General features: G+C 69.1%; 25 protein-coding genes. 13 read left to right on the plus strand and 12 right to left on the minus strand.

Features of this window, described 5'->3' with window-relative positions:
• Window positions 1-29: 29 nt before the first annotated feature.
• Window positions 30-446 (plus strand): ParB N-terminal domain-containing protein, encoded by a 417-nt coding sequence (locus ACGFIF_RS35640; protein ID WP_393160552.1) that lies wholly within the window; start codon window positions 30-32, stop codon window positions 444-446.
• Here the strand turns inward: ACGFIF_RS35640 and ACGFIF_RS35645 are convergent.
• The gene (locus tag ACGFIF_RS35645; protein WP_393160554.1) at window positions 387-1484 is read right to left on the minus strand and encodes a winged helix DNA-binding domain-containing protein; all 1098 of its coding nucleotides are present in this window, start codon (window positions 1482-1484) and stop codon (window positions 387-389) included. The genes ACGFIF_RS35640 and ACGFIF_RS35645 overlap by 60 nt on opposite strands.
• A gap of 83 nt (window positions 1485-1567) precedes the next feature.
• Between ACGFIF_RS35645 and ACGFIF_RS35650 the strand changes: the two genes are divergently transcribed.
• The 4 genes from ACGFIF_RS35650 to ACGFIF_RS35665 all read left to right on the plus strand — a co-directional run bounded on the left by ACGFIF_RS35650 (window position 1568) and on the right by ACGFIF_RS35665 (window position 4692).
• Complete coding sequence (locus tag ACGFIF_RS35650) at window positions 1568-2359, plus strand: LLM class flavin-dependent oxidoreductase (RefSeq protein ID WP_393160556.1); 792 nt, start codon at window positions 1568-1570, stop codon at window positions 2357-2359.
• Between the two features lie 67 nt (window positions 2360-2426).
• Complete coding sequence (locus ACGFIF_RS35655) at window positions 2427-3062, plus strand: SDR family NAD(P)-dependent oxidoreductase (RefSeq protein ID WP_393160558.1); 636 nt, start codon at window positions 2427-2429, stop codon at window positions 3060-3062.
• A gap of 91 nt (window positions 3063-3153) precedes the next feature.
• Window positions 3154-3765 (plus strand): FMN-binding negative transcriptional regulator, encoded by a 612-nt coding sequence (locus tag ACGFIF_RS35660; protein ID WP_393160560.1) that lies wholly within the window; start codon window positions 3154-3156, stop codon window positions 3763-3765.
• A 267-nt stretch (window positions 3766-4032) separates the two neighbouring features.
• Complete coding sequence (locus tag ACGFIF_RS35665) at window positions 4033-4692, plus strand: VanZ family protein (RefSeq protein WP_393160562.1); 660 nt, start codon at window positions 4033-4035, stop codon at window positions 4690-4692.
• A 112-nt stretch (window positions 4693-4804) separates the two neighbouring features.
• Here ACGFIF_RS35665 and ACGFIF_RS35670 read toward each other — a convergent pair whose 3' ends face one another.
• On the minus strand, window positions 4805-5410 hold the full coding sequence (locus ACGFIF_RS35670; protein ID WP_393160564.1) for a pentapeptide repeat-containing protein: 606 nt from the start codon (window positions 5408-5410) through the stop codon (window positions 4805-4807).
• A 144-nt stretch (window positions 5411-5554) separates the two neighbouring features.
• Between ACGFIF_RS35670 and ACGFIF_RS35675 the strand changes: the two genes are divergently transcribed.
• Together ACGFIF_RS35675 and ACGFIF_RS35680 are read left to right on the plus strand one after the other, a co-directional pair.
• Window positions 5555-6445, plus strand: a complete 891-nt coding sequence (locus ACGFIF_RS35675) for an NAD-dependent epimerase/dehydratase family protein (RefSeq protein ID WP_393160566.1) — start codon at window positions 5555-5557, stop codon at window positions 6443-6445.
• 12 nt (window positions 6446-6457) lie between these two features.
• Window positions 6458-7216, plus strand: coding sequence for a protein phosphatase 2C domain-containing protein (locus ACGFIF_RS35680; protein ID WP_393160568.1), 759 nt, complete (start codon window positions 6458-6460; stop codon window positions 7214-7216).
• Here the strand turns inward: ACGFIF_RS35680 and ACGFIF_RS35685 are convergent.
• From ACGFIF_RS35685 to ACGFIF_RS35695, 3 genes are all read right to left on the minus strand, one after another.
• Window positions 7207-8100 carry a DUF4328 domain-containing protein gene (locus tag ACGFIF_RS35685; RefSeq protein WP_393160570.1) on the minus strand — a complete coding sequence of 298 codons (894 nt, stop codon included), beginning with the start codon at window positions 8098-8100 and terminating at the stop codon, window positions 7207-7209. The two genes, ACGFIF_RS35680 and ACGFIF_RS35685, sit on opposite strands and share 10 nt — an antisense overlap.
• A 171-nt stretch (window positions 8101-8271) precedes the next feature.
• Window positions 8272-9813 (minus strand): glycerol-3-phosphate dehydrogenase/oxidase, encoded by a 1542-nt coding sequence (locus ACGFIF_RS35690; RefSeq protein ID WP_393160572.1) that lies wholly within the window; start codon window positions 9811-9813, stop codon window positions 8272-8274.
• A complete protein-coding gene (locus ACGFIF_RS35695) occupies window positions 9810-10442 on the minus strand; it encodes a TetR/AcrR family transcriptional regulator (protein ID WP_393160574.1) in 633 nt (210 codons plus the stop codon). Before ACGFIF_RS35695 ends, ACGFIF_RS35690 begins: the two co-directional genes overlap by 4 nt.
• 118 nt (window positions 10443-10560) lie before the next feature.
• Here ACGFIF_RS35695 and ACGFIF_RS35700 point away from each other — a divergent pair, with 118 nt between their 5' ends.
• The 4 genes from ACGFIF_RS35700 to ACGFIF_RS35715 are packed head-to-tail and all read left to right on the plus strand — an operon-like array spanning window position 10561 to window position 14516.
• Window positions 10561-12126, plus strand: a complete 1566-nt coding sequence (locus tag ACGFIF_RS35700) for an FAD-binding oxidoreductase (protein WP_393160576.1) — start codon at window positions 10561-10563, stop codon at window positions 12124-12126.
• Window positions 12127-12149: 23 nt separating this feature from the next.
• A complete protein-coding gene (locus ACGFIF_RS35705) occupies window positions 12150-12869 on the plus strand; it encodes an SDR family NAD(P)-dependent oxidoreductase (protein ID WP_393160578.1) in 720 nt (239 codons plus the stop codon).
• On the plus strand, window positions 12866-13897 hold the full coding sequence (locus tag ACGFIF_RS35710) for an S-adenosylmethionine:tRNA ribosyltransferase-isomerase (RefSeq protein WP_393160581.1): 1032 nt from the start codon (window positions 12866-12868) through the stop codon (window positions 13895-13897). The genes ACGFIF_RS35705 and ACGFIF_RS35710 overlap by 4 nt, the downstream gene beginning before the upstream one ends.
• 52 nt (window positions 13898-13949) lie before the next feature.
• A complete protein-coding gene (locus tag ACGFIF_RS35715) occupies window positions 13950-14516 on the plus strand; it encodes a TetR family transcriptional regulator (protein WP_393160583.1) in 567 nt (188 codons plus the stop codon).
• A gap of 27 nt (window positions 14517-14543) precedes the next feature.
• On the opposite strand, the gene ACGFIF_RS35720 is transcribed toward ACGFIF_RS35715, so the two are convergent.
• From ACGFIF_RS35720 to ACGFIF_RS35730, 3 genes are all read right to left on the minus strand, one after another.
• Complete coding sequence (locus ACGFIF_RS35720) at window positions 14544-14702, minus strand: hypothetical protein (protein WP_393160585.1); 159 nt, start codon at window positions 14700-14702, stop codon at window positions 14544-14546.
• A 154-nt stretch (window positions 14703-14856) separates the two neighbouring features.
• Complete coding sequence (locus ACGFIF_RS35725) at window positions 14857-15798, minus strand: aldo/keto reductase (protein WP_393160587.1); 942 nt, start codon at window positions 15796-15798, stop codon at window positions 14857-14859.
• Window positions 15798-16400: a TetR/AcrR family transcriptional regulator gene (locus tag ACGFIF_RS35730; RefSeq protein ID WP_393160589.1), complete on the minus strand. Its 603-nt coding sequence runs from the start codon at window positions 16398-16400 to the stop codon at window positions 15798-15800. The genes ACGFIF_RS35725 and ACGFIF_RS35730 overlap by 1 nt, the downstream gene beginning before the upstream one ends.
• A 58-nt stretch (window positions 16401-16458) precedes the next feature.
• Between ACGFIF_RS35730 and ACGFIF_RS35735 the strand changes: the two genes are divergently transcribed.
• On the plus strand, window positions 16459-16869 hold the full coding sequence (locus tag ACGFIF_RS35735) for a PPOX class F420-dependent oxidoreductase (protein ID WP_393160591.1): 411 nt from the start codon (window positions 16459-16461) through the stop codon (window positions 16867-16869).
• Window position 16870: 1 nt separating this feature from the next.
• On the opposite strand, the gene ACGFIF_RS35740 is transcribed toward ACGFIF_RS35735, so the two are convergent.
• Window positions 16871-17614, minus strand: a complete 744-nt coding sequence (locus ACGFIF_RS35740; protein ID WP_393160593.1) for a rhomboid family intramembrane serine protease — start codon at window positions 17612-17614, stop codon at window positions 16871-16873.
• 68 nt (window positions 17615-17682) lie between these two features.
• Window positions 17683-18225 carry a peptidylprolyl isomerase gene (locus ACGFIF_RS35745; protein WP_393160595.1) on the minus strand — a complete coding sequence of 181 codons (543 nt, stop codon included), beginning with the start codon at window positions 18223-18225 and terminating at the stop codon, window positions 17683-17685.
• 293 nt (window positions 18226-18518) lie between these two features.
• Here ACGFIF_RS35745 and ACGFIF_RS35750 point away from each other — a divergent pair, with 293 nt between their 5' ends.
• Window positions 18519-19319 carry a hypothetical protein gene (locus ACGFIF_RS35750; protein WP_393160597.1) on the plus strand — a complete coding sequence of 267 codons (801 nt, stop codon included), beginning with the start codon at window positions 18519-18521 and terminating at the stop codon, window positions 19317-19319.
• 86 nt (window positions 19320-19405) lie between these two features.
• Here the strand turns inward: ACGFIF_RS35750 and ACGFIF_RS35755 are convergent, their stop codons facing one another.
• Window positions 19406-19747, minus strand: coding sequence for a hypothetical protein (locus tag ACGFIF_RS35755; protein WP_393160599.1), 342 nt, complete (start codon window positions 19745-19747; stop codon window positions 19406-19408).
• Between the two features lie 227 nt (window positions 19748-19974).
• On the minus strand, window positions 19975-20448 hold the full coding sequence (locus ACGFIF_RS35760) for a methylated-DNA--[protein]-cysteine S-methyltransferase (RefSeq protein WP_393160601.1): 474 nt from the start codon (window positions 20446-20448) through the stop codon (window positions 19975-19977).
• Between the last annotated feature and the right edge of the window lie 64 nt (window positions 20449-20512).

Here is a 20512-nt window from a genome sequence, read left to right on the forward strand (position 1 = left end):
AGGTATCGAGACTGTCCAGGGATGTATGCATGAGCCGTGAGCCGTTCCCGCTGCTGAGCGAGCTGCCGCCAGAGCTGAAGAACGTCATTCTCGATTTCCACTGGGACGTGGAACTGCTGCACAGTCTGGACCTGCCAACGATCGAGCTGCCGGTCGCGGAGTTGGTGTGGCAGTTGCGGTTGCCGTTCTGGGCGTGGGGTGGCCGGCCGTTCCAGGTAACGCCGCTGGAGGTGGCCGCCGATCCAGAGGTCTATGCGGAGCAGTACGCGCGGACGATCGCGGCGGACCTGCGGTATCCGCTGGACGTCGTACGTCGGCCCGACGGCCGCATCACCATCCTCGACGGGGTGCATCGCCTGCTCCGGGCACACCTCGACGGGCGGGAGTCAGTTCTGGTGCGGGTGCTCGAGTGGGAGGAACTCGACGCGATTGCTGTTCGCTGTTGACGGGTGGGTGAAGGCCAGGAGCCGGGCAGCTTCCGCCTCGATGGCGTCGGTTTCGGTCAACGGGCGGAAGGGATGCACGGTCAGGACGGCGGCATCCTCGGCGGACCCGATGGTCCAGGTGGCGGCGACGGTGCCGTCGACGAGCACTGTCGCCGCGACGCCGGCGCCGATGCAGACCTGGCGGCGGATCTCGTCCGTCATGATCCGGGTGCGGTCGGCGTGGCCGAGCAGCGTCGCGTCGAACGCCGGGAGGAGCCGGATCGGCGCCGGCACATCCTCAGTTGGCAGCGGCCGGTCCGGCAGGTCGAACAGTTCGCGGCCCGACTCGTCGGCGTACACCTTCAAGGAAGGGCGCAGTTCGGCGAACACCTCGCGCAGCCCGCTCACGCCCGACCAGGTGCGGGCGTCGGCCACGCTCGCCGGCCCGAACGCGGTGAGATAGCGCCGGACCATCCGCCGAACATCCCCGGCCGAAAGGCTCACGTCCGGCAGAGCGAACGGCGTCGCACCGTAGACGTTCCACGTCCCGCTCGGCGCCGGGTGGATGAGCGGCTCCAGGTACTGCGCCGTCCAGCCGAGCGCGGTCGGATCGTCGACCGGCCATCGTTCGGCCAGCAGACGACCCAGTTCCGGCCGGGTCAGCGTCCGGCCGCCAGCCAGCAACTCCCGCGCCGCGACCACCAGCGCATCGAGATCCACCCCGGCGGTACGACGGCCGAACGCGTTGCGCTGCACACGACGCAACAGCGGCGCCAGCACCGGCCGGACGAACCGGAAGTCCGGAACCGACATCAGGTGCTGGGTGGCGCGCATCATCGTCGACCGCACCAACGACTGGTCCTCGATCGCCGCGGTCAGACTCGTGATCGTGAAGGACTTGAGCCGGCTCCACAGCGCCAGATACGGGTCGTTCGGATTCTGCGCGTTCAGACCGAACACCTGCTCAACCGCCGGCACCACCGCCAGATCCGTCCGCCGCAGCAACAGTTGCCGCTCGAGCAGCGCACGCCCCAGAACCCTCGAACTCACGACCGTCACGCCACCGACCCTAGGAGCAGTAGCGGCCAGAATCCGTCCTCTGCACCGGAACAACTCGTCCGGCAGCCGTGTTGGGGCTGGGTATGACGGTTGACATCGGGGTGATCCTTCCGACGTCGACGCCTGATCCTGGGCGGCCGATCTTGGGAGATGTCCGGGACAGTGCACGGTTCGCCGAGGAGGTCGGGCTGGATTCGGTCTGGTCGACCGATCACCTGATCGCGAGTGCGCCGATGCTGGAGAGCTCGGTGGTGCTGGCGACCGCGGCGGCGGTGACGGAGCGGATCACGGTGGGGTTCAACGTGATGCTGCTGGCGTTGCGGCCGGTCGCGTGGGCGGCGAAGCAGGTGAACACCTTGCAGCTCGTCTCCGGCAACCGGCTCGTGCTCGGCGTCGGGACCGGGAATCCGGCGCACGGCGACATCGGCTGGCGGGCCGCCGGTGTGTCCTTCGCGGACCGCGGCCGGCTGACCGACGAGGCGCTCGCCGTCCTTCCGGATCTGATCGCCGGTAAGCCGACGATCCTCGGCGACGGTCTGGAGGCGACGCTCGCGCCGGGCTCCGAGGTTCCCCCGATCGTTGTCGCAGGCAACGGGAAGGCAGCCTTCCGGCGAGCGGCCCGGTACGGCGACGGCTGGGCGACGATCGCGATGTCGCCCGACGAGGTCAAGACGAGCCTCGAGCAGATCAACCAGCAGCACGACCGGCCGGCACTCAAGGCAACGGTCGTCGCGCCGCAACTGGACGCCGATCCGCGGCGCGCGGCCGAGCAACTCGAGGCCTACGAAGAGGCGGGCACCGCCCGGGTGATCCTGGCACCGTCCGGCGACTGGCGCCGCGACTACGAGAACGCCGCCAAACTCCGCGCTGCGTAAGCCTCGAGCGTTCGGGCCGCCCAGCTGACTTGACTCTGACATTGATGTGAGGTTTTACGGTCTCGGTATGTCAGGAGCTGTGATTGTCGGGGCCGGGCCGGGCATCGGTGCGGCCGTGGCCAGGAGGTTCGCGCGGGCCGGGCTGGGTGTCGGGCTGATCGCGCGGTCGGAGACGACGGTGAAGGCGGTGGCGGACGGGATCACCGGTGCCGTCCTCGCGCTCACCGCGGACAGTACGGACGAGGTGGGCCTGCGGGCCGCGCTCGACCGGGTGGTCGAGGAGTACGGCGTACCGGACGTGGTGGTCTACAACGCGGCGATCATCCAGCCGGACGCCGTCGGAGACCTGACCGCTCGGCAACACCTGGACGCGTGGGCGGTGAACGTGGTCGGTGCGATCACCACGGCGGCGCACGTCGTACCGGCGATGGCTGAGCGTGGCAGCGGCTCGTTCATCATCACCGGCGGGATGCCGGAGCCGAAGCCCGGCTACGCGAGTCTGTCGCTGGGCAAGGCCGGCGTCCGGACGCTGGTGACCCTGCTCGACCAGCAGTACGGCGCTTCGGGCGTGCACGCGGCCAGTGTCACCGTCGGCGGTGCGGTCGCTCCCGGTACGGCGTACGACCCGGACGACATCGCCGAGCACTACTGGCAGCTCCACACCCAGCCGCGCGACCAGTGGGAACACGAGCGCAGTCACTGAGTGGACTGCCCAAGCCGGCCCGGAATGGATCTGTCGGTCGAGGGCGCGTCCGGTGAGACTTGTCGCTGTTCGCAACTGACGAGGATCGCCGATGTATGTTCCCGCGCACTTCGCCGCCGATGACGAGGCGGTACACGACCTGCTCGCCCACCACGGCGCCGCCGACCTGGTGACGATGACGCCGGACGGGCTGGTGGCGACCATGCTGCCGTTCGTCTACGACCGCTCGAGGAACGTGCTGCTCGGGCACTTCGCCCGCAACAACGAGCACTGGCGGCAGACCGTGATCGGGGAGGCGCTGGTGATCATGCGCGGTCCGGACTCGTACATCTCGCCGGCCTGGTACGCCTCCAAACGCGAGCACGGCCGGGTCGTGCCGACATGGAACTACCTGACCGCGCATGTCCACGGCACGATGACCGTGTACGACGATCCGGCCTGGGTCGAGGACGTCGTACGGCGACTGTCGGATCACCACGAAGCCGGCCGGGCGGAGCCGTGGTCGGTGGACGACGCACCGGAGAAGTTCGTGACCGGGCAGTTGCGCGCGATCGTCGGCGTCGAGATCGCGATCACGCGGGTCGAGGCGAAGTTCAAACTCAGCCAGAACCGGCCGGAGGCCGACATCGACGGGGTGATCGACGGGCTCCGCGCGTACGGCGACGAGCGGGGCGCCGATGCCGTCGCCCAGCACCGGCGCTAGGGACGCCGACTAGGACATCGGCGAGGGCTTCGAGGCGCCCCGCCAGGCTGCTGTGCACGAGTATCCGGCATGCAAATGATCGTTGCCCTGAGCACCTTTCTACCGTGACAGTTTGTGCACGGATTGTCACGGTGAGTTTGCGGGTCCGTGCAGATGTCCGGACAAGCCTGGCGAGCGCGGGATGGGTCGACAGATCGTCGTGTCAGGAAGCGACATCGACGAGGAAGACATCGAGTCAGCCGGTCGACCACGGGAGGCTCCGGACGCGTGCTCGAGACCTATCGCGGCATCCCACACCTGCTGGACACCTGGCTCGTCCTGACCGGAATGGCCCTACCGATCGCCCTCTCGTCGCTGCGGCGACGGGGTGACTTGGTCCCCCGGCTGGCGGCGTTCTGCCTGCCCGGCGCGTTCGCGCTGGTACTGGCGGCGACGCTCAGCCCGACCGTGCACCAGATCGGCCAGCTCGGCCAATGCGGCACCCACCTGACCACCACCGGTGGCCTGACCTCGATCCAGGGTCTGCTCAACGTCCTGCTGTTCGTCCCCGCCGCCGGAATGCTGACGCTGGCCAACGGGCGCCCGGCCGATGGGATCGCCGCCGGTATCGGGATGTCCGCGGCGGTCGAGGCGGTCCAGGCGCTGATCCCGCAGCTCGGCCGTTCCTGCCAGCTGCACGACCTGATCGCGAACCCCCTCGGCGCCTTCGCCGGCGTCGGCTTGGCCGCCGGCCTGCAGACCCTGACCCGCGGGCGTCGCCTGGTGGTGACCCGCCCGTACGTCGTCGAGCACGGTGCGATGCTCGTCGTCCGCGGCCGGCCCCCGGCCCGCCATCGCCGCGGCGAGCTGGTCCCGCGCCCGGTTCCAGTCTCGGTCCCGGTCACGAAACCGGCGAACGGACTCCGTCAGATCGCCCGGGCGCGGTGAGATTCTCACGGAGCGGGTACAAAGTTATCCGGATAGTTATCCACAGGCTGTGGATGAAACGGGGGATGCCGACACGATCACACGGAGATATCCACAGGCCCCATCAGTACGGTCAGGGCCTGACGTCCAGGCCCAGTGACGTGGCGATGACCATCGCCTGGGTGACGTCGACCCGGGCGTCCTTCAGCTCGACCGTGAGTGGGTCGAGGGTGGAGAGGTCGGATCCGCGCAGGTCGGCGGCGGTGAAGTCGGCGCGTTGGAGGGACGCGCCGGACAGATCGAGATCGCGCAGCACCGCCTTGGCCGCCCGGACGCCGGTGAGATCCGCCTCGCGGAGCTTCAGACCGGTCAGCTCGGTGCCGCGCAGGTCCGCGCCCGCGAGACCGGTGAACGACCAGTCGCCGCCGGACACCTTCATCAGGTTGTAGGTGCAGTCGTCGAAGAAGCTGCCGACCAGCTTGCACCGGGTGAACGTGGTGTCGAAGAACGAGCACCGGACGAAGGTGCAGTTCACGAACGCGGCGTCGGTGTGGGTCGAGGCGTTGAACCGGACGCCGCGGAAGGTGCACTCCTCGAACACCCCGCCACGGTTGTCCACCTCGGTCAGGTCGGAGTCGATGAACAGCACTCTGCGGTAGGTCTGGCCGGAGGGGTCCGTGTCGTCCCAGTCGCGGATCGTCGACTCGGTCGGCGTGGCCGGTCGTCCCGGTGCTGCCATGGCTCTCCCCTGTCGCTCAGGTGTTGAGTTGCCCACCCTGCCACGCCGTACCGACAGGCCGGGACGCCGCAGGCTGGTGCATTTGTGATCGTGACGACGGACAACCTTCGGCGGACCGACAACTACGGGCCGCACGATGGAGGGGTGACCGGAACTGAGCGGGTGATGGTGTTCGGCGCGGGAGGCTTCCTCGGCGCCAGGATCTGCGCACTGCTCGCCGACCGCGGCGTGGAGTACCGCGGTCTGAGCCGGAGCCGGGGTGAGCCGTACCGGTTGTGCGACCTCGCCGCGATGCATCCGTACGCGCTGGACACCCAGATCGGCATGTACAAACCGACCGTCATCATCAACGCGGCCGGCGCGACGCTGGGTGACGCCGCCACGTTGGTCCGAGCCAACGTGATCGCCGTCGAAGCCCTGCTCGCCTCGGCCCACGACAACGCCAGCCACGCGCGCTTCGTCCAGCTCGGCTCGGCGGCCGAGTACGGCGGCGCGCCGCAAGGAACCAGCCAGGACGAACAGACCGAACCCTGCCCGGCCGGACCGTACGGCATCACCAAGCTGGCCGGCTCCGAGCTGGTCCTCCGCGCCCAGCGCACCGGCGCCGACGCGGTCGTCCTGCGCGTCTTCGACGTGATCGGGCCCGGCGCACCCGAGAGCACGCTGACCGGCCGGGTCATTCGCGACCTCCGGTCGAGACACACGATCGAGGCCGGCTCGCTGGACGTCTGGCGAGACTTCGTCGACGTCCGCGATGTCGCCGAGGCGGTCGTGGCGGTGGCGCTCGTGGACGCCAAGCTGCCCGCGGTGCTGAACGTCGGGACCGGGCGCGCGAGTCTGGCCCGGGAGGTCGCCGGTCAGCTGTTCGAGCTGAGCGGTCAGCCGGCCAGGATCGTCGAGGAGGCTCAGCCGGACACCGTGCCCGGCGCGACCTGGCAGCAGGCCGACAGCACGCTGATCGGGAAACACCTCGGCTGGTCCCCGAAGATCTCCCTCGAACAGTCCCTCGCCGACAGTTGGGCTCGCAGCGGGTAGGAGACTGGGCGGGTGGAGATCCGCTCGATCAGTCAGCCCGCCCCCGACCGGCGACCGCCCGCGGTGAACGAGGATCTCGTGCTCAGCGGCCCCGACTTCGTCGTCGTACTCGACGGCGCCACCGCTGGGAGGGGCATCGACTCCGGGTGCCGGCACACGGTCGCCTGGCTGGTCCAGCGGCTCGGGCGCGCGCTCGCACTGCCGCTCCTGACCGGCTCGACCGCGCCACTGGCGGATCTGCTGGCCGACGCGATCGCCGCAGTCGTCGCCGAGCACGCCGACACGTGTGACCTCACCAACCCGGACAGCCCGTCCTCGACCGTCGCGATGATCCGGGTCGGATCGGACACCGTCGAGCACCTCGTCCTGGCCGATTCGCCGATCGTGATGAGATCACCGGCCGGTGCGGTGACGGTGCACAGCGACGATCGGATCGACCTGCTGCCGGAGTACACCTTCGAGGCGGTCCGCCGGCTGCGTAACCAGCCCGGCGGCTTCTGGGTGGCGAGCACCGAACCCAAGGCGGCTTACGAGGCAGTCCGGGGTACGACGGATCGCGCCGAGATCGAGCTGGTCGCCGTACTGTCCGATGGCGCGGCCCGATATGTCGAGCACTACGGGCACAGCTGGGCGGACCTGCTCGACGTGCTCACCACTGACGGCCCGCGCGAACTCGTGAATCGAGTCTGGGCGTACGACGAAGCCGCACACCCCGACACCTTCCGCGGGAAGCGGTACGACGACGCGACCGCCGTACTCGCCTATCTCTGATCCGGACCGTACGACGGGAAGGTCGGGCCGGGGTTGTTGTACCGAGGTGCGTACTGCGGTGGCTCGGGCGGTGGTGTCACGGCAGCCGCCGGCGGGATCGTCGCCTGGTCGTGTTGCCACTGAGTGACGCGGAGGAGCAGCAGGGAAGCGGTGACGCCGGCCGCGATCAGCAGCAGGGTCGCCACGGTGAAGCCGATGTTGACCGCCAGCGCGACCCGGACCATGAAGTCCTGCAGGTCGTAGATGTCGACGTAGTCACCGGTCGCGTCCGCGGTGTCGGCCGCGTCGACCAGCCGGACGACCCAGACGATGAAGGCGAGGAACGCGAGCCCGCCGCCGCCGATCAGGATGACCCAGAACCCGGTCCACGTCGCCCACCAGCCGTACAACAGCGTCCGGACCGGACCGCGCTTGGATGCCCCCGGTTGCTCCGGCGGCTCGCTCGCGACCGTCACGTCCTGCACGATCTGCAGCGGATACCAGAACTGCAGGAACGGACAGAACCACGACCCGACGATCCAGCCGGTCGCGTGCCGGTGCGGCCGCCCGTCCTGGACGACCGGCCGGGGCGCCAGCGGTGACCTGAGGAACTCGGTGTTCTCCCGCGCCTGCCACAGCCAGATCAGGAACGCGATCGCCGTCCCCATCAGCAGGTAGCTGACCGCGTTGAGCAGCGGCCCGGTGCCCGCGATCGACCCGACGGCCCGGTCGACCTCCTCCTCGGAGAGCAGCCCGTACACGAACCGCTTGACCTCGTCGTACGAGCGCCACATCAGCACCGACTGGATCACGGTGGCGACCGAGGTCAGCCCCATCAGCACGATGCTGACCAGCGCGATCTTCCGCAACGGCCGGTACCGCGGGGGCACCGGCTGGTAAGGCACCGGTTGATAGGGCCCCGGCCGATGCGGGACCGGATACGGCTGCCGGAACGGCTGTGGACCACCACTTGGCCCCGGGTACGGCTGCGTCACCTCTTTCACCCCCTTGCAGCCAAGTTAACCCAGCCCTGGGAGCGTTCAACCTGTTATCCACAGGTGAAAAGGTGCGACGCGCTACACGCCGGCGAAGGCATCCCGGACCGCGGGCAGCGCCAGCGAACGATCCGCCGCCGACAACCCGATCCGCGTCCGCCGATCCAGGACGTCGTCCTCGGTCAGCGCGCCTTCATGCTGAATGGCGAACCGCACCTCGGCGTACGTCGTCCGCAGCCCCGGCGCGATCGGCTCCAGCAACGAGAGTGGCCCCGCGATCACGTCCGGCGCCTCCACGCCGTACCGCTGCACGAACCGCGACGGCGCCCGCACCGCCGCCAACTGCACCCGGTCCGCCGCCCCGACGAGCGGAATCCGGTGCGTCAGGCACGGCCGTCGGACCGCCAGGGCAGACGCCGAAAGCGCCGTGTCGAGCGCGTCCTGCGCCATCCGCCGGTACGTCGTCAGCTTGCCGCCCACGATCGTGACCAGCCCGTCCGCACTCGTGATCACCGCGTGCCGCCGGGAGATGTCGGTGGTCTTGTCCTCGCCCCGGCGATGGGCGGTGTCGAGCAGCGGCCGCAGACCGGCGTACGTCCCGAGCAGATCGGACCGTGTCAACGGCACCTGCAAGGCCGAGCTGATGGTCGAGAGCAGGAAGTCGATCTCGGCCTCGGTCGCATGCGGTACGTCGCTCACCGGACCGGGCACCTCTTCGTCGGTCAGTCCGACGTACACCCGATCGTCCGGCGCGGGGATCGCCATCACCACGCGCCGCAGCTCCCCCGGCACCGGCAGGGTCAGTACGGCGGACAACCCGCCGAACGCGGACTGCGGCAGCACGAGATGCGAGCCGCGGCTCGGCCGGAGCTTGATCCCCGAGGCGACCTGGTCGGCCCAGATCCCGGCCGCGTTGATCACCACCGAAGCGTCGACCTGCAGCCGCTGCCCGGTCAGTTGGTCGACCAGTACGGCGCCTCGCCCGGTGACCTCGGTGGCTGCGACGCGGGTCAGCACGCGAGCGCCGTACAGAGCCGCGGTCCGAGCGATCGCGACCACCAGCCGCGCATCGTCGTACAACTGCCCGTCCCAGGTCAGGAAGCCGCCGCGCATCCTCTCGGGACGCAGCGTCGGCGCATACCGGAGGACCTCGGCCGAGCTGACCCGGCGGGAGTGTGGCAGGTAGTCGTCGCTGGTCCGCGCGACCGTGCGCAGGACGTCGCCGCCGAGGAACGCGCCGCGCAGCATCGCGGCCTGTGCGAATCTTGCCTGCGGCATCCACGGGGCGACCTGCGGCACCGGGTGGACCAGGTGGGGCGCCGTCGTCTTCATCAGGATGCCGCGCTCGACCGCGCTCTCGTACGCGATGCCGACGTGACCGGAGACGAGGTAGCGCAGCCCGCCGTGCACCAGCTTCGAGCTCCACCGGCTGGTGCCGAAGGCCAGGTCGTGCTTCTCCACCAGGGCAACGGTGAGGCCGCGGGCGGCCGCGTCCAGGGCAACGCCGGCGCCGGTGACGCCGCCGCCGATGACCAGGACGTCGATCGTGCCGACCGAGTCCAGCCACTCCAGTTCGCGGGTCCGGCGGGCCGCGTTCAGGCTGGCGTTGCCCACGCTGATCATGGCGTCAGGTACCTGGTGAGCATCACCCGCAGCTCCTCGTCGAGCTTCGGATACTCGTCGGCGGAAGCCATCACCGGCCCGGACACTGCCGAGGCCAGGGAGACGAGGATGATCTGCCGGGCCAGCCAGACCGGATCGCCGTCCCGGATCGACCCGTCGCCCTGACCGGCCTTGATGCCCTCCTCGACCAGCGCGAGATGCGCGACCGTGCTGCTGCCGCGGCGCTCGAGCAGGTACGGCGTGAGGAACTCGGGATCGAGCTCGATGATCTTCCGCATCAGCGGGTGCACCCGGGTCCTCGCGACCACCTCGACGACACCCTCGACCAGTCGGGACCGCCCGTCCACCGCGTCCGGCTGGAACGCGGACACGAGTGCGGTGGTCCACTCCCGGGTCATCAGGGCGGCGACCACGGCCTGCACGTTCGGCCAGCGCCGGTAGAGGGTCGCGCGGGACACCTCCGCGTGCCGGGCGATATCGGCCATCGTCATCCGGCGCATCCCGATCGCGAGCAGCAGCTCGTAGGCCGCGTCCAGGATCCGCTCCTCGCCGATCGCGTTCGCGGGCGTCGGACGGGTGCTGGTCTCGGGCCCTGTTTCCTGCGCGGACTCGCTGCTACGCTGAGACATCACACGTCAGAGTGTATCAGCGACTCCGGCGTCCCGGAACAGTCCGTGGGAGGTGGGAGCCAGGGGGTCTCACCTCCCACGGACGCTACCTCTCCAGCCCAGCGATCGGGAGCCCAGAATGACCGAGTCGGACCTGCCGGTGGTGCATCTCACGCCGGGCCGTTGGGGCGATCCCGCCCACCCGGTCGAGCTGCCCGCCGCCGCGGTCGGAGCACTGCAGCATCTCGGCGTACGACGACCTGCGACAGGGCCGGTGGATCCGGTCGACCGGCCCGGGCTGACCGACGAGCAACTCGACTTCCTGACCGACGTGGTCGGCGCCGAGCAGGTGAAGACCGACCTCGAGACGCGGTGGGGACACACTCGCGGCTACTCGACCCCAGACCTGCTCAAGCACCGTGCGGGTGACACGACCGACATGCCTGACGCTGTCGTCTACCCCGGGTCGCATGACGAGGTCCAGGCCTTGCTGACTGCCTGCTCATCGCATCACCTGGCGGTGGTCCCCTACTCGGGAGGTACGTCCGTCGTCGGCGGCCTCGCCGCGGATCGGCGCTTCATCACGGCCGACCTGCAACGGCTCGATCAACTGGTGGCGATCGACGAGGTCTCGCGGACGGCGACGTTGCAGGCCGGCGTCCGCGGTCCGGCCGCGGAGGCGTTGCTGGCGGAGCGCGGTTACACGCTCGGGCACTTTCCACAGTCGTATGAGGGCGCCTCGATCGGCGGGTACGCGGCCGCGCGGTCGAGCGGGCAGGCGTCGGCCGGTTATGGGCGGTTCGATCAGATGGTGGTCGGGCTGACGCTGGCGACGCCGCGCGGGACGATCGAGACCGGCCGGGCGCCGATGTCCGCGGCCGGTCCGGATCTGCGGCAGTTGGTGCTCGGGTCGGAGGGCGCGTTCGGGATCATCACGTTGGTCGTCGTACGGATCCGGCCGCGTCCGGCCGAGCGGCACTTCGAGGGCTGGCGGTTCGCGGACTTCTCGGCCGGGTTGACCGCGATCCGGCGGCTGGCCCAGGACGGTCCGCTGCCGACGGTGCTTAGGTTGTCGGACGAGGCCGAGACCGCGGTGAACCTGGCCGACCCGGACGTGTTGGGTGGCGGGTCGGGCGGCGTAGTGGCGATCGTCGGTTTCGATGGGCCGTACAACGCGACGACGGCTGAGGTGCTGACCGCAGCCGGTGGGCAGAACCTGGGTGAAGGTCCCGGAGAGACGTGGCGGGTCGGGCGGTATCGAGCGCCGTACCTGCGGGATCCGTTGCTGGACGAGGGCGCTCTGGTGGAGACGCTGGAGACGGCCGGCTTCTGGTCGAAGCTGCCGCAGTTGAAGGCCGCGGTGACGGAGGCGTTGGTGAAGTCGCTCACCGACCAGGGCACGCCGCCTCTTGTTCTCTGCCATATCTCGCACGTCTACGAGACCGGCGCATCCCTGTACTTCACCGTGATCTGCGCCCAGACGGACGATCCGGTGGCGCAATGGCGCACGGCGAAGGTCGCGGCGAACCAGGCGATCGCGGCTGCCGGCGGAACCATCAGCCACCACCACGGCGTCGGCACCGACCACCGGGACGCGTACGCGGACGAGATCGGTCCACTTGCGGTCGAGGCTTTGCAAGCGGTCAAGCAGGCCCTCGACCCCGACGGTGTGATGAATCCAGGGATCCTCTTGACTTCAAGTTGACTTGAAGTATGACAGTGACGCGCATGACTCCTGATTCCTCCAACCGTCCTGTCGCTCTCATCACCGGCGCGTCCGCCGGTCTCGGGCTGGCACTTGCGCACGGGTTGGCCGACCGCGGCTGGGCGCTGGTGATCGACGCCCGCGGCGCCGACGCACTCAAGGACGCGGCCGACGCCCTCGCCGGCCGCACCGATGTGGTCCCGTTGGCCGGCGACGTCACCGACCCTGAGCACCGCGCTGACCTGCTGGACGCCGTGACCGAGCTCGGCCGGCTCGACCTGCTGGTGAACAACGCGAGCTACCTCGGCCCGAGTCCGCTGCAGCCGCTGGGCGTGGCCGACATGGACGAGCTGCGACGCGTCTACGAAGTCGACGTGGTCGCACCGATCGCTCTCACCCAGGCACTGCTCCCAGAGCTCACCGCAGCATCCGGTGCGGTCCTCAACATCAGCTCCGACGCCGCAGTCGAGGCGTACGAAGGCTGGGGTGGCTATGGCTCCGCCAAGGCTGCTCTCGACCACGCCACTGCAGTGCTGGCCGCCGAGCACCCGTCGCTCGCCGTCTACGCCGTTGACCCCGGAGACCTTCGTACGGCGATGCACCAGGCGGCGTTCCCCGGTGAGGACATCTCGGACCGGCCGGAGCCGTCGACCGTCGTACCGGCGTTCCTGCAACTGCTGGACAGCCGTCCCAAGAGTGGTCGGTACCGTGCGGCGGAGTTCGCACCGGCGGTGACGTCGTGAGGGTGCACCCCCACACGAGGTTCGTCCTGCCCGACTCGCTGAACGCCACCGAACCACCCGAGGCAAGAGGGCTGTCGCGGGACCAGGTGAAGCTGCTGGTCGCGGAGGGGTCGACCACCACGCACACCCGCTTCGACCGGATCGGTGAGCACCTGAGACCTGGCGACCTCCTGCTCGTGAACACTTCCGGCACATTGCCCGCCGCAGTAGAAGGCTCGTGGATCACCGGCTCCGGTGTGGCACCTGTCGTCGTGCACTTCTCCACCGCTCTCGACGACGGCACCTGGGTCGTCGAGTTGCGCAACGGGAGTGCACCGATGTTCGGCGGTACGACGGGCGACCAGGTGGAGCTGCCGGAGGGCGTGCTGACGCTACTGTCGCCGTACCAGTCCAACTCGAACCGACTGTGGCGCGCCAAACCGCCGGTGCCCGACGTGCTGGGCTATCTGCAGCGTCACGGCCGGCCGATCACCTACAAGTACGTCGACCGGCGTTGGCCGCTCGCGTCGTACCAGACCGTTTTCGCGCGCGAGCCGGGTAGCGCGGAGATGCCCAGTGCGGCGCGACCGTTCAGCTTCGAGCTGGTGAGTCACCTCGCGTCCCATGGCGTGCTGATCGCGCCGATCCTGTTGCACTGCGGTGTGTCCTCGCTGGAGAGCCACGAACCACCCTTGCCCGAGCGGTACGACGTACCGGCGCACACGGCCCGGTTGGTGAACTGGGCGAAGGCCAACGGTGGTCGGGTGATCGCAGTCGGCACCACCGCTGTGCGAGCCGTCGAGTCAGCTGCCGCGGCGGACGGCTCCGTCACCGCGTCCCACGGCTGGACCGACCTTGTTCTCGGCCCGGACCACCCGGTCCGCGTTGTCGACGGCCTCATCACCGGCATGCACGCCCCGGAGGCCTCGCATCTGCTGCTGCTCGAGTCTGTCGTCGGCGGTGACACCGTCCAGCGTGCGTACGACGCCGCTCTGCACGAGGGCTACCTCTGGCACGAGTTCGGCGACAGTTGCCTCCTGATGTCATAAGTGGCACTCGGTGTCATGCGTTGCTCTCAGTGTCAGTAACTACACTCGGTGTATGACGATGGAAGGTCTTCGCGCTCGTGCGCGCGGGGCGGTTCGCGTTCAGTTGGCCGAGGTGGCGATCGAGCTGTTCATCCAGCACGGGTACGACGCGACGACGGTGGACGACATCGCGATCGCCGCCGGGGTGTCGAAGCGGAGTTTCTTCCGATACTTCCCGGCCAAGGACGAGGTGCTGTTCCACGGCCTGGATGACGTCGTCGAGAAGCTCGCGGCCGAGATGAGGTCGGCGGATGGGGACGACTGGGAGTGCCTGCGCCAGGTGCTGACCGAGTGGCACGAGCAGTTGTACGTCTCGGACCGCGTGCTCGAATTGGTCGAGTCGTCACCGGCGCTGCGGGCGCGGATGGTGGAGAAGCGCGACGAGTTGCGCCGTCAGGTGAGCGACGCGCTGCGAGAGCGGCCGGGGTCGACGCTGGACGCCTTCACGGCTGACCTGCTGACGGCCGCGGCGGCCGCCGTACTGGATGTCGCGGCGCAGGAATGGCTGCGCGTCGGTGGAGACCGGGCGGAGTTGATCCGGTGGGGATTCGAGGAGCTGTCGCCGGGTGGCCGGCGCTAGCAAGACGCCGGCCACCACTGCGGTGGATCAGCCCTGCTGGGCCGAGTCCGCGGGCTCGAGTTCTGCAGACTGCTTCGGATCGGCCGCGGTGGCCTCTTCGAGTGCGGTGAGGTCGCCTGGCGGGACGGTCGTCCGGTGGTCTTCGTTTCCGGGGCGGGCTCGTTTGTCGATCGCGCGCGGGCTCACCGCGACCACCCCACAGGCATGCAGAAGGTCATCCTGAATGTCCTTACCTCTCAAGGTCCCCCGTCGGGACGTCACTCGATTAGACGAGCATCAGGTGCCCAGCGTCATGCGTTGGAGAAAAACGATCAGAAATTGTGGCCTAGGCCGATTAGTTTCAGTTTGAACGGCCGTCGATGCGGTCCGGGTCGAGCAGGTCCGGCGTGATGAAGTCGTGCGGGAAGCCGAGGGTGAATCCGGTCGCCGCGTCGAGCCGCCGTACGGCGTCGTCCGGCAGCGCGAGGTCGATCGCGGCCAGGTTGTCCGCGAGTTGCTCCGGCGAACTCGCACCGGCCAGTGGATGGACCGCCCGCGAATGCACCCGCGTCCACGCCAACGCCACCTGTGCCGGCGTGGCGTCGAGTTGGGTGGCGACCTCGTGTACGGCGGTCAGCACGGCGCGCTCGCGGTCGGTACCGGCCGATTCCACCGGTTTCGTGAGCTTGCCGTGGGCAAGGGGTGCCCAGGCCGCCACCGTCATGCCGAACGCATCGGCCATCGGCAGCAGCTCCCGCTCGACGTCGCGCTGGAGCAGGCTGTACGGCACCTGCAGGCCGGCGAACCCGGACCAGTCCCGCCACTCGGCCAAGGTGTTGCCGCGAGCAACGAGCCAGGCCGGCGCGTCGGAGATCCCGGCGTACAGGATCTTGCCGGCCCGGACCGCGTCGTCGAGGGCGCGCAGCGTCTCCTCGATCGGGGTGTGCCGCTCCCAGTAGTGCACCCAGTAGACGTCGAGGTAGTCGGTCCGCAGCCGGCTCAGGCTGGACTCGAGCGCGAGCCGGAGGTTCTTCCGGTGGTTGCCGGTGGCATTGATGTCGGTCTTGTCCCGCGGCAGCGTGTACTTCGACGCGAGCACGAACCGGTCCCGGCGGCCGGTCAGGATGTCGCCGAGGATGTCCTCGCTCGCGCCGTACGCGTCGGCGGTGTCGATCATGTTCCCGCCCGCGTCGGCGTACCGGTCGACGATCGGCCGGGCCTGCTCGACGGACTGGAATCGCATCGCGCCGAGGAAGAGTTCGGAGACGCGCAGGCCGGTGGGTCCGAACAGTCGGTAGCGCATCAGCGCACGTACCCGTACAGGAAGGCGTGGACGCCGGTGGTGATGGCGTCCTTGATCTCGTCGGGGGTCATGGATCCTCCACGGTAGGACGGGTTGGCTCCGGAGATGAGCAGGGAGAAGTGCAGGGCGGCGCGCATCGGGTCATCGATCCGCAGCAGCCCGTCCGCGGCGAACGCGGCCAGCCGGTCGGCGAGAGCCCGCCGTACGGCGATCGGCCCGGCCTCCTGCCAGGCGTCGATCGCCTCGTGCGGGATGTGACCGGCCTCGGCGTTCACCTGGCGGACCAGCGCGGAGTGCTCGGCGTAGTCCGGCATCGGAGTCCGCCAGGCGATCCCGAACGCGACCAGGTCGGCCTCGAGGTCGGTGATCTCGGTCAGCTGCGCCTCGATGATCGCGAGCTGCGCGGCCGCGACCTTCGTCGCGCTTTCCTGGATCACCGCGCGGAACAGCCCGGCCTTGTCGCCGAAGTGGTTGTAGAGCGTCCGCGTCGAGACCCCGGCCGCGGCGGCGATCACGTCGATACTCGCCCGCGCGTAACCGTCTCGCGCGAACACGGTCAACGCGCCGGCCAGCACGTCCTGCCGCTTCCCTGCCCGTGGCACCGGACCTCCTGGCTGTGTCGTCTGGCGTAGGTACAACGATCGTTGTACTTTAGCGTACATGTTCACCGACGAAGAGCTCGGCTATCTGAAATCACAACCGCTGGCCCGGCTGGCGACGGTCGGCCCGGACGGGCAACCGGACGTCGTACCGGTCGGCTTCGAGTACGACGGCACGTACTTCTACGTCGGCGGGGTCGACCCCGCCAACACCCGGAAGGTCCGCAACGTGCGCGCCGGCCACGACCAGGTTGCCCTCGTCATCGACGACCTGGTCACCACCACCCCGTGGTCGCCGCGCTTCCTCCGCGTCTACGGCACTGCCGAGGTCGTGGACCACGCCGGCCAGTTCGGCCCGGGGGTCTACCTCCGCATCAAACCCACCACCAGCTGGAGCTGGCACCTGGACGGCCGCCCGGCCACCCACGACGAGGAAGACTTCGCTCCGACCCGGACCGCGCACACCGGCTGACTCAGGTGCGGGCCTTCTTGTTGCGGCGGCGTTTGGTGTCCTGGAGGAAGACCCAGGCGACGGCCGCGCCGGTGACGAATCCGCCGAGGTGGCCTTGCCAGGAGATGTTCGGGATGAGGAACGAGATGACCGCGGTGATCGCGACGTAGGCGAGGATCCAGGTGACGTCCATACCGCGGGCGCGGCTGATCACCAGCAGCGCGCCGACCAGGCCGAGGACGGCACCGGAGGCACCGAGGGTCGCCGAGACCGGGGCGGCCAGGAACCAGACCGCGACGCTGCCGCCGAGCGCGGACAACAGGTAGAGGATCACGTACCTGAGCCGGCCGAGCATCTGCTCGAGCGGCGGACCGACCTGGTAGAGCATGAACAGGTTCGCGAAGATGTGGAAGATCTGCAGGTGGGTGAAGGCCGAGGTGAGCAACCGCCACGGCTCGGAGTCCACCAGCACCGGGACCAGCACCAGGTCGTTCACGAGCTGGCTGCTGGCGGCCCGCACCGCGATGAACACCAGCACGTTGATCCCCAGCAGGACCATCGTGACGATCGGGGTGTTACCGCGCTGGACCCCGCCGAGTGACGTCCGGGTCCGCGGCACCGACTTCACGCCCTCGTTGAAGCAGCTCGGGCACTGGAAGCCGACCGCGGCACTGTTCATACACGCCGGGCAGATCGGCCGGTCGCAGCGCTGACAGCGCACCCCGGCGGGCCGATCCGGGTGCCGGTAGCAGACGGTCTCGGTCACGGAGGGCGGGTCCTTCCCCAATGAGAGAGAGTACGGGCCGGGCAATCGCCCGGCCCGCACCAGAAGAATCAGGCGTTCTTGCGCTCGATCACGACGTTGTTGATCACGATCGGGTCGATCGGCCGGTCGCCCGGAGCGGTCTTGGCGGTCGCGATCGCGTCCACGACCTTCTTCGACTCGTCGTCCGCGACCTCACCGAAGATGGTGTGCTTGCGGTTCAGGTGCGGGGTCGGCACCACGGTGACGAAGAACTGCGAGCCGTTGGTGCCGCGGCCGAACTGGATCCCGGCGTTCGCCATCGCCAGCAGGTACGGGCGGTCGAACTGCAGCTCGGGGTGGATCTCGTCGTCGAAGGCGAAGCCCGGCGAACCGGTCCCGGTGCCGAGCGGGCAGCCGCCCTGGATCATGAAGCCGTCGATCACCCGGTGGAAGGTCAGTCCGTCGTAGAACTTGGCGTTGCTGGGCTGACCGGTCTGCGGGTCGGTCCACTCCTTGGTGCCCTCGGCCAGTCCGACGAAGTTGCTCACCGTCTTCGGCGCGTGGTTGGGGAACAGCCTGATGACGACGTCACCCTTCGTCGTCTGCAGGGTCGCGTACAGCTCTTCGGCCACGGGTGTTCACTCCTCATCGGTTCCGGCTTACTCCTTCGATCCTGTCATGTCAGGCCAAGTCCGCCCGCACCGACCGGCCGGATGGTTGCGCCGGAGCGGTGCTGGGCACCGGGGTCGGGAGCGATGGATCGATACAAGCGGACCGGCCGGGACCCGGAGAGCGGGTTTGTCGGCTGGGTACGTCGTACGATGCAGACGAAGCCGGATTTGTCCAGAGTCGTACCAGTAGCGTCCATACCGCCGATGGGCCAGATGGCTGCCCCACCGAGGCGGGCGGCACCGAGGAGGGAACCGTGGGTTTGTCGAAGTCCAAGGGCCGGGTCGAGACCGCGAAAGGCCGGGTTCGGCCACTGGCCGAGACCGCGTCGGAGAAGATCGGGCCGGCTGTGGGCACCGCACGGGAGAAGGTGTCGCCGTACGCGGAGAAGGCCGTCGAGCGCGGCGCGCACTATGCCGGCGTGGCGGTCGAGAAGGCCGGACCGGTGATCGACGACGCGCTGGCCAAGGTCGGCCCGGCCACCGAGCACGCGGCCGAGAAGGCGCGCGAGCGGTTCAACGATGACGTGCTGCCGAAGGTGACCGCCGCGCTGGCGTCGCTGGCGGCCGCCGCCGAGCCGGTCGTCGAGGAGACCTCCCGCCGGAGCAGGGCCACCAAGGCCGCGCTCAAGGGTGAGATCGACGTGCCGCAGAAGAAGAGTCACCGGCTCCGCAAGGTCGTCCTGTTCCTGGGCTTCGGTGCCCTGGCCGCGGCGGCCGTGAAGAAGCTGCTGACCCCGCCGGAGCCGGCCTGGCAGTCGACCCCGACCAGCGGCCGCGACTACAGCTCCGCCCCGGCCGGTACGACGTCGCGCCCGAGCGAGACCAAGCCCGAGACCAAGCCGGAGCCGGCTTCGTCGAACGGCAAGACCGACGCCCCGAAGGCGGAGTCACCGAAGACCGACACCGCCAAGGACGCCGGCACCAGCACCAACACCAGCACCGGCACCGACGCCGAGGCCGAGGCCGACGCCGACCTGAACGCGACCGCGAACGGTGCCGCGAAGAAGAGCACCACGCCCCGGAAGTCGAGCAGCCCGAAGCCGTCCGACTCCTGACCTGACCACCGCAACGGCGAAGGCCGCGATCCCCAGGTGGGGTTCGCGGCCTTCGTTTGTCCGACGTCGCCTTGCGCGTGCGACGTTCAGTTCGGGTTCGGCTCGTGGGCTCGACCCTCGTGGTCGTCATCGTCGTGGTGCGGGCCGGCGATGGTGTAGCGGCCGGCCGACAACAACTGCGTGGCGTACCGGTGCGTGATGCATGGATAGGTGCCGCCGCAGTGCTGGCAGACGGCGTCGTTGCGGTGCAGCCAGGGCACGATGCCGAACCGCTTGATCCAGGTCAGCGGCTCGCGGTCGGGGGCGTGCAGTTTCAGGGCCGAGCGGGCGGCACTCTGGATCTCGGGTGCGGACCAGTCCTCGGCGCTCTTGTCCATCAGGGCGCTCAGGTCGGGGTGGAGGTGTGCGGTCGAGCGAACTTTATTCATCTATGCGTCTTCCGGGGGGCAGGGAGGTACGCGGGCCGATCGTCTCGATGAAGCGTCCGCTTCAAACGTGACGGTCTGATCGCTGTTAGCGACCCTAGCCCTCCAGTAGCCCACACCGCGCCTTCGCACGCGTCGCCCGGTGTCAGATCTTCGTCAGGTTTCAGAGCGTGCCGTGTTCGACACAGTTCCCACCCCACCGCCCCGGTCAGGCGGGGACACCTTTCGCATCAGGTCCACAGGGTCTCGATGGTGATCCGCGCCTCGAGTTCGAGCAGGTGCCGCTTGAGCGGGATGCCACCGCCGAAGCCGACCATCTTCCCACCGGCGCCGACGACCCGGTGACAGGGCACCACGACGGCGATCGGGTTCCGGTTGCAGGCGACGCCGACGGCCCGGGCCGCGCCCGCGTCCCCGACGATCTTCGCGACCTCGCCGTACGTCTGCATCTCGCCGTACGGGATCCGGGTCAGTTGGGCCCAGACGGCGCGCTCGAAGTCGGAGCCGCCGCGGACCGACAGCGGGACGGTGAACTCCTTCAGTTCGCCGGCGAAGTAGGCCTTCAACTGCTCCTGGGTCTCGGTCAGCAGCGGGTCCTGCTCCAGGTGCTGGTCGACCCGGCCGAAGTTCAGCCGGCACAGGCCGACGTCGTCCACAGCCAGGGACAAGTCACCGATGGGTGAGTCGATCACGGACCAGCGCATACGCCAATCCTCGCCCTCGCCACCGACACTTTTCTCGCGGATTCACGACACCAACCGAGGCCGA

The organism is Kribbella sp. NPDC049174 (assembly GCF_043197365.1).
Lineage (GTDB): Bacteria > Actinomycetota > Actinomycetes > Propionibacteriales > Kribbellaceae > Kribbella.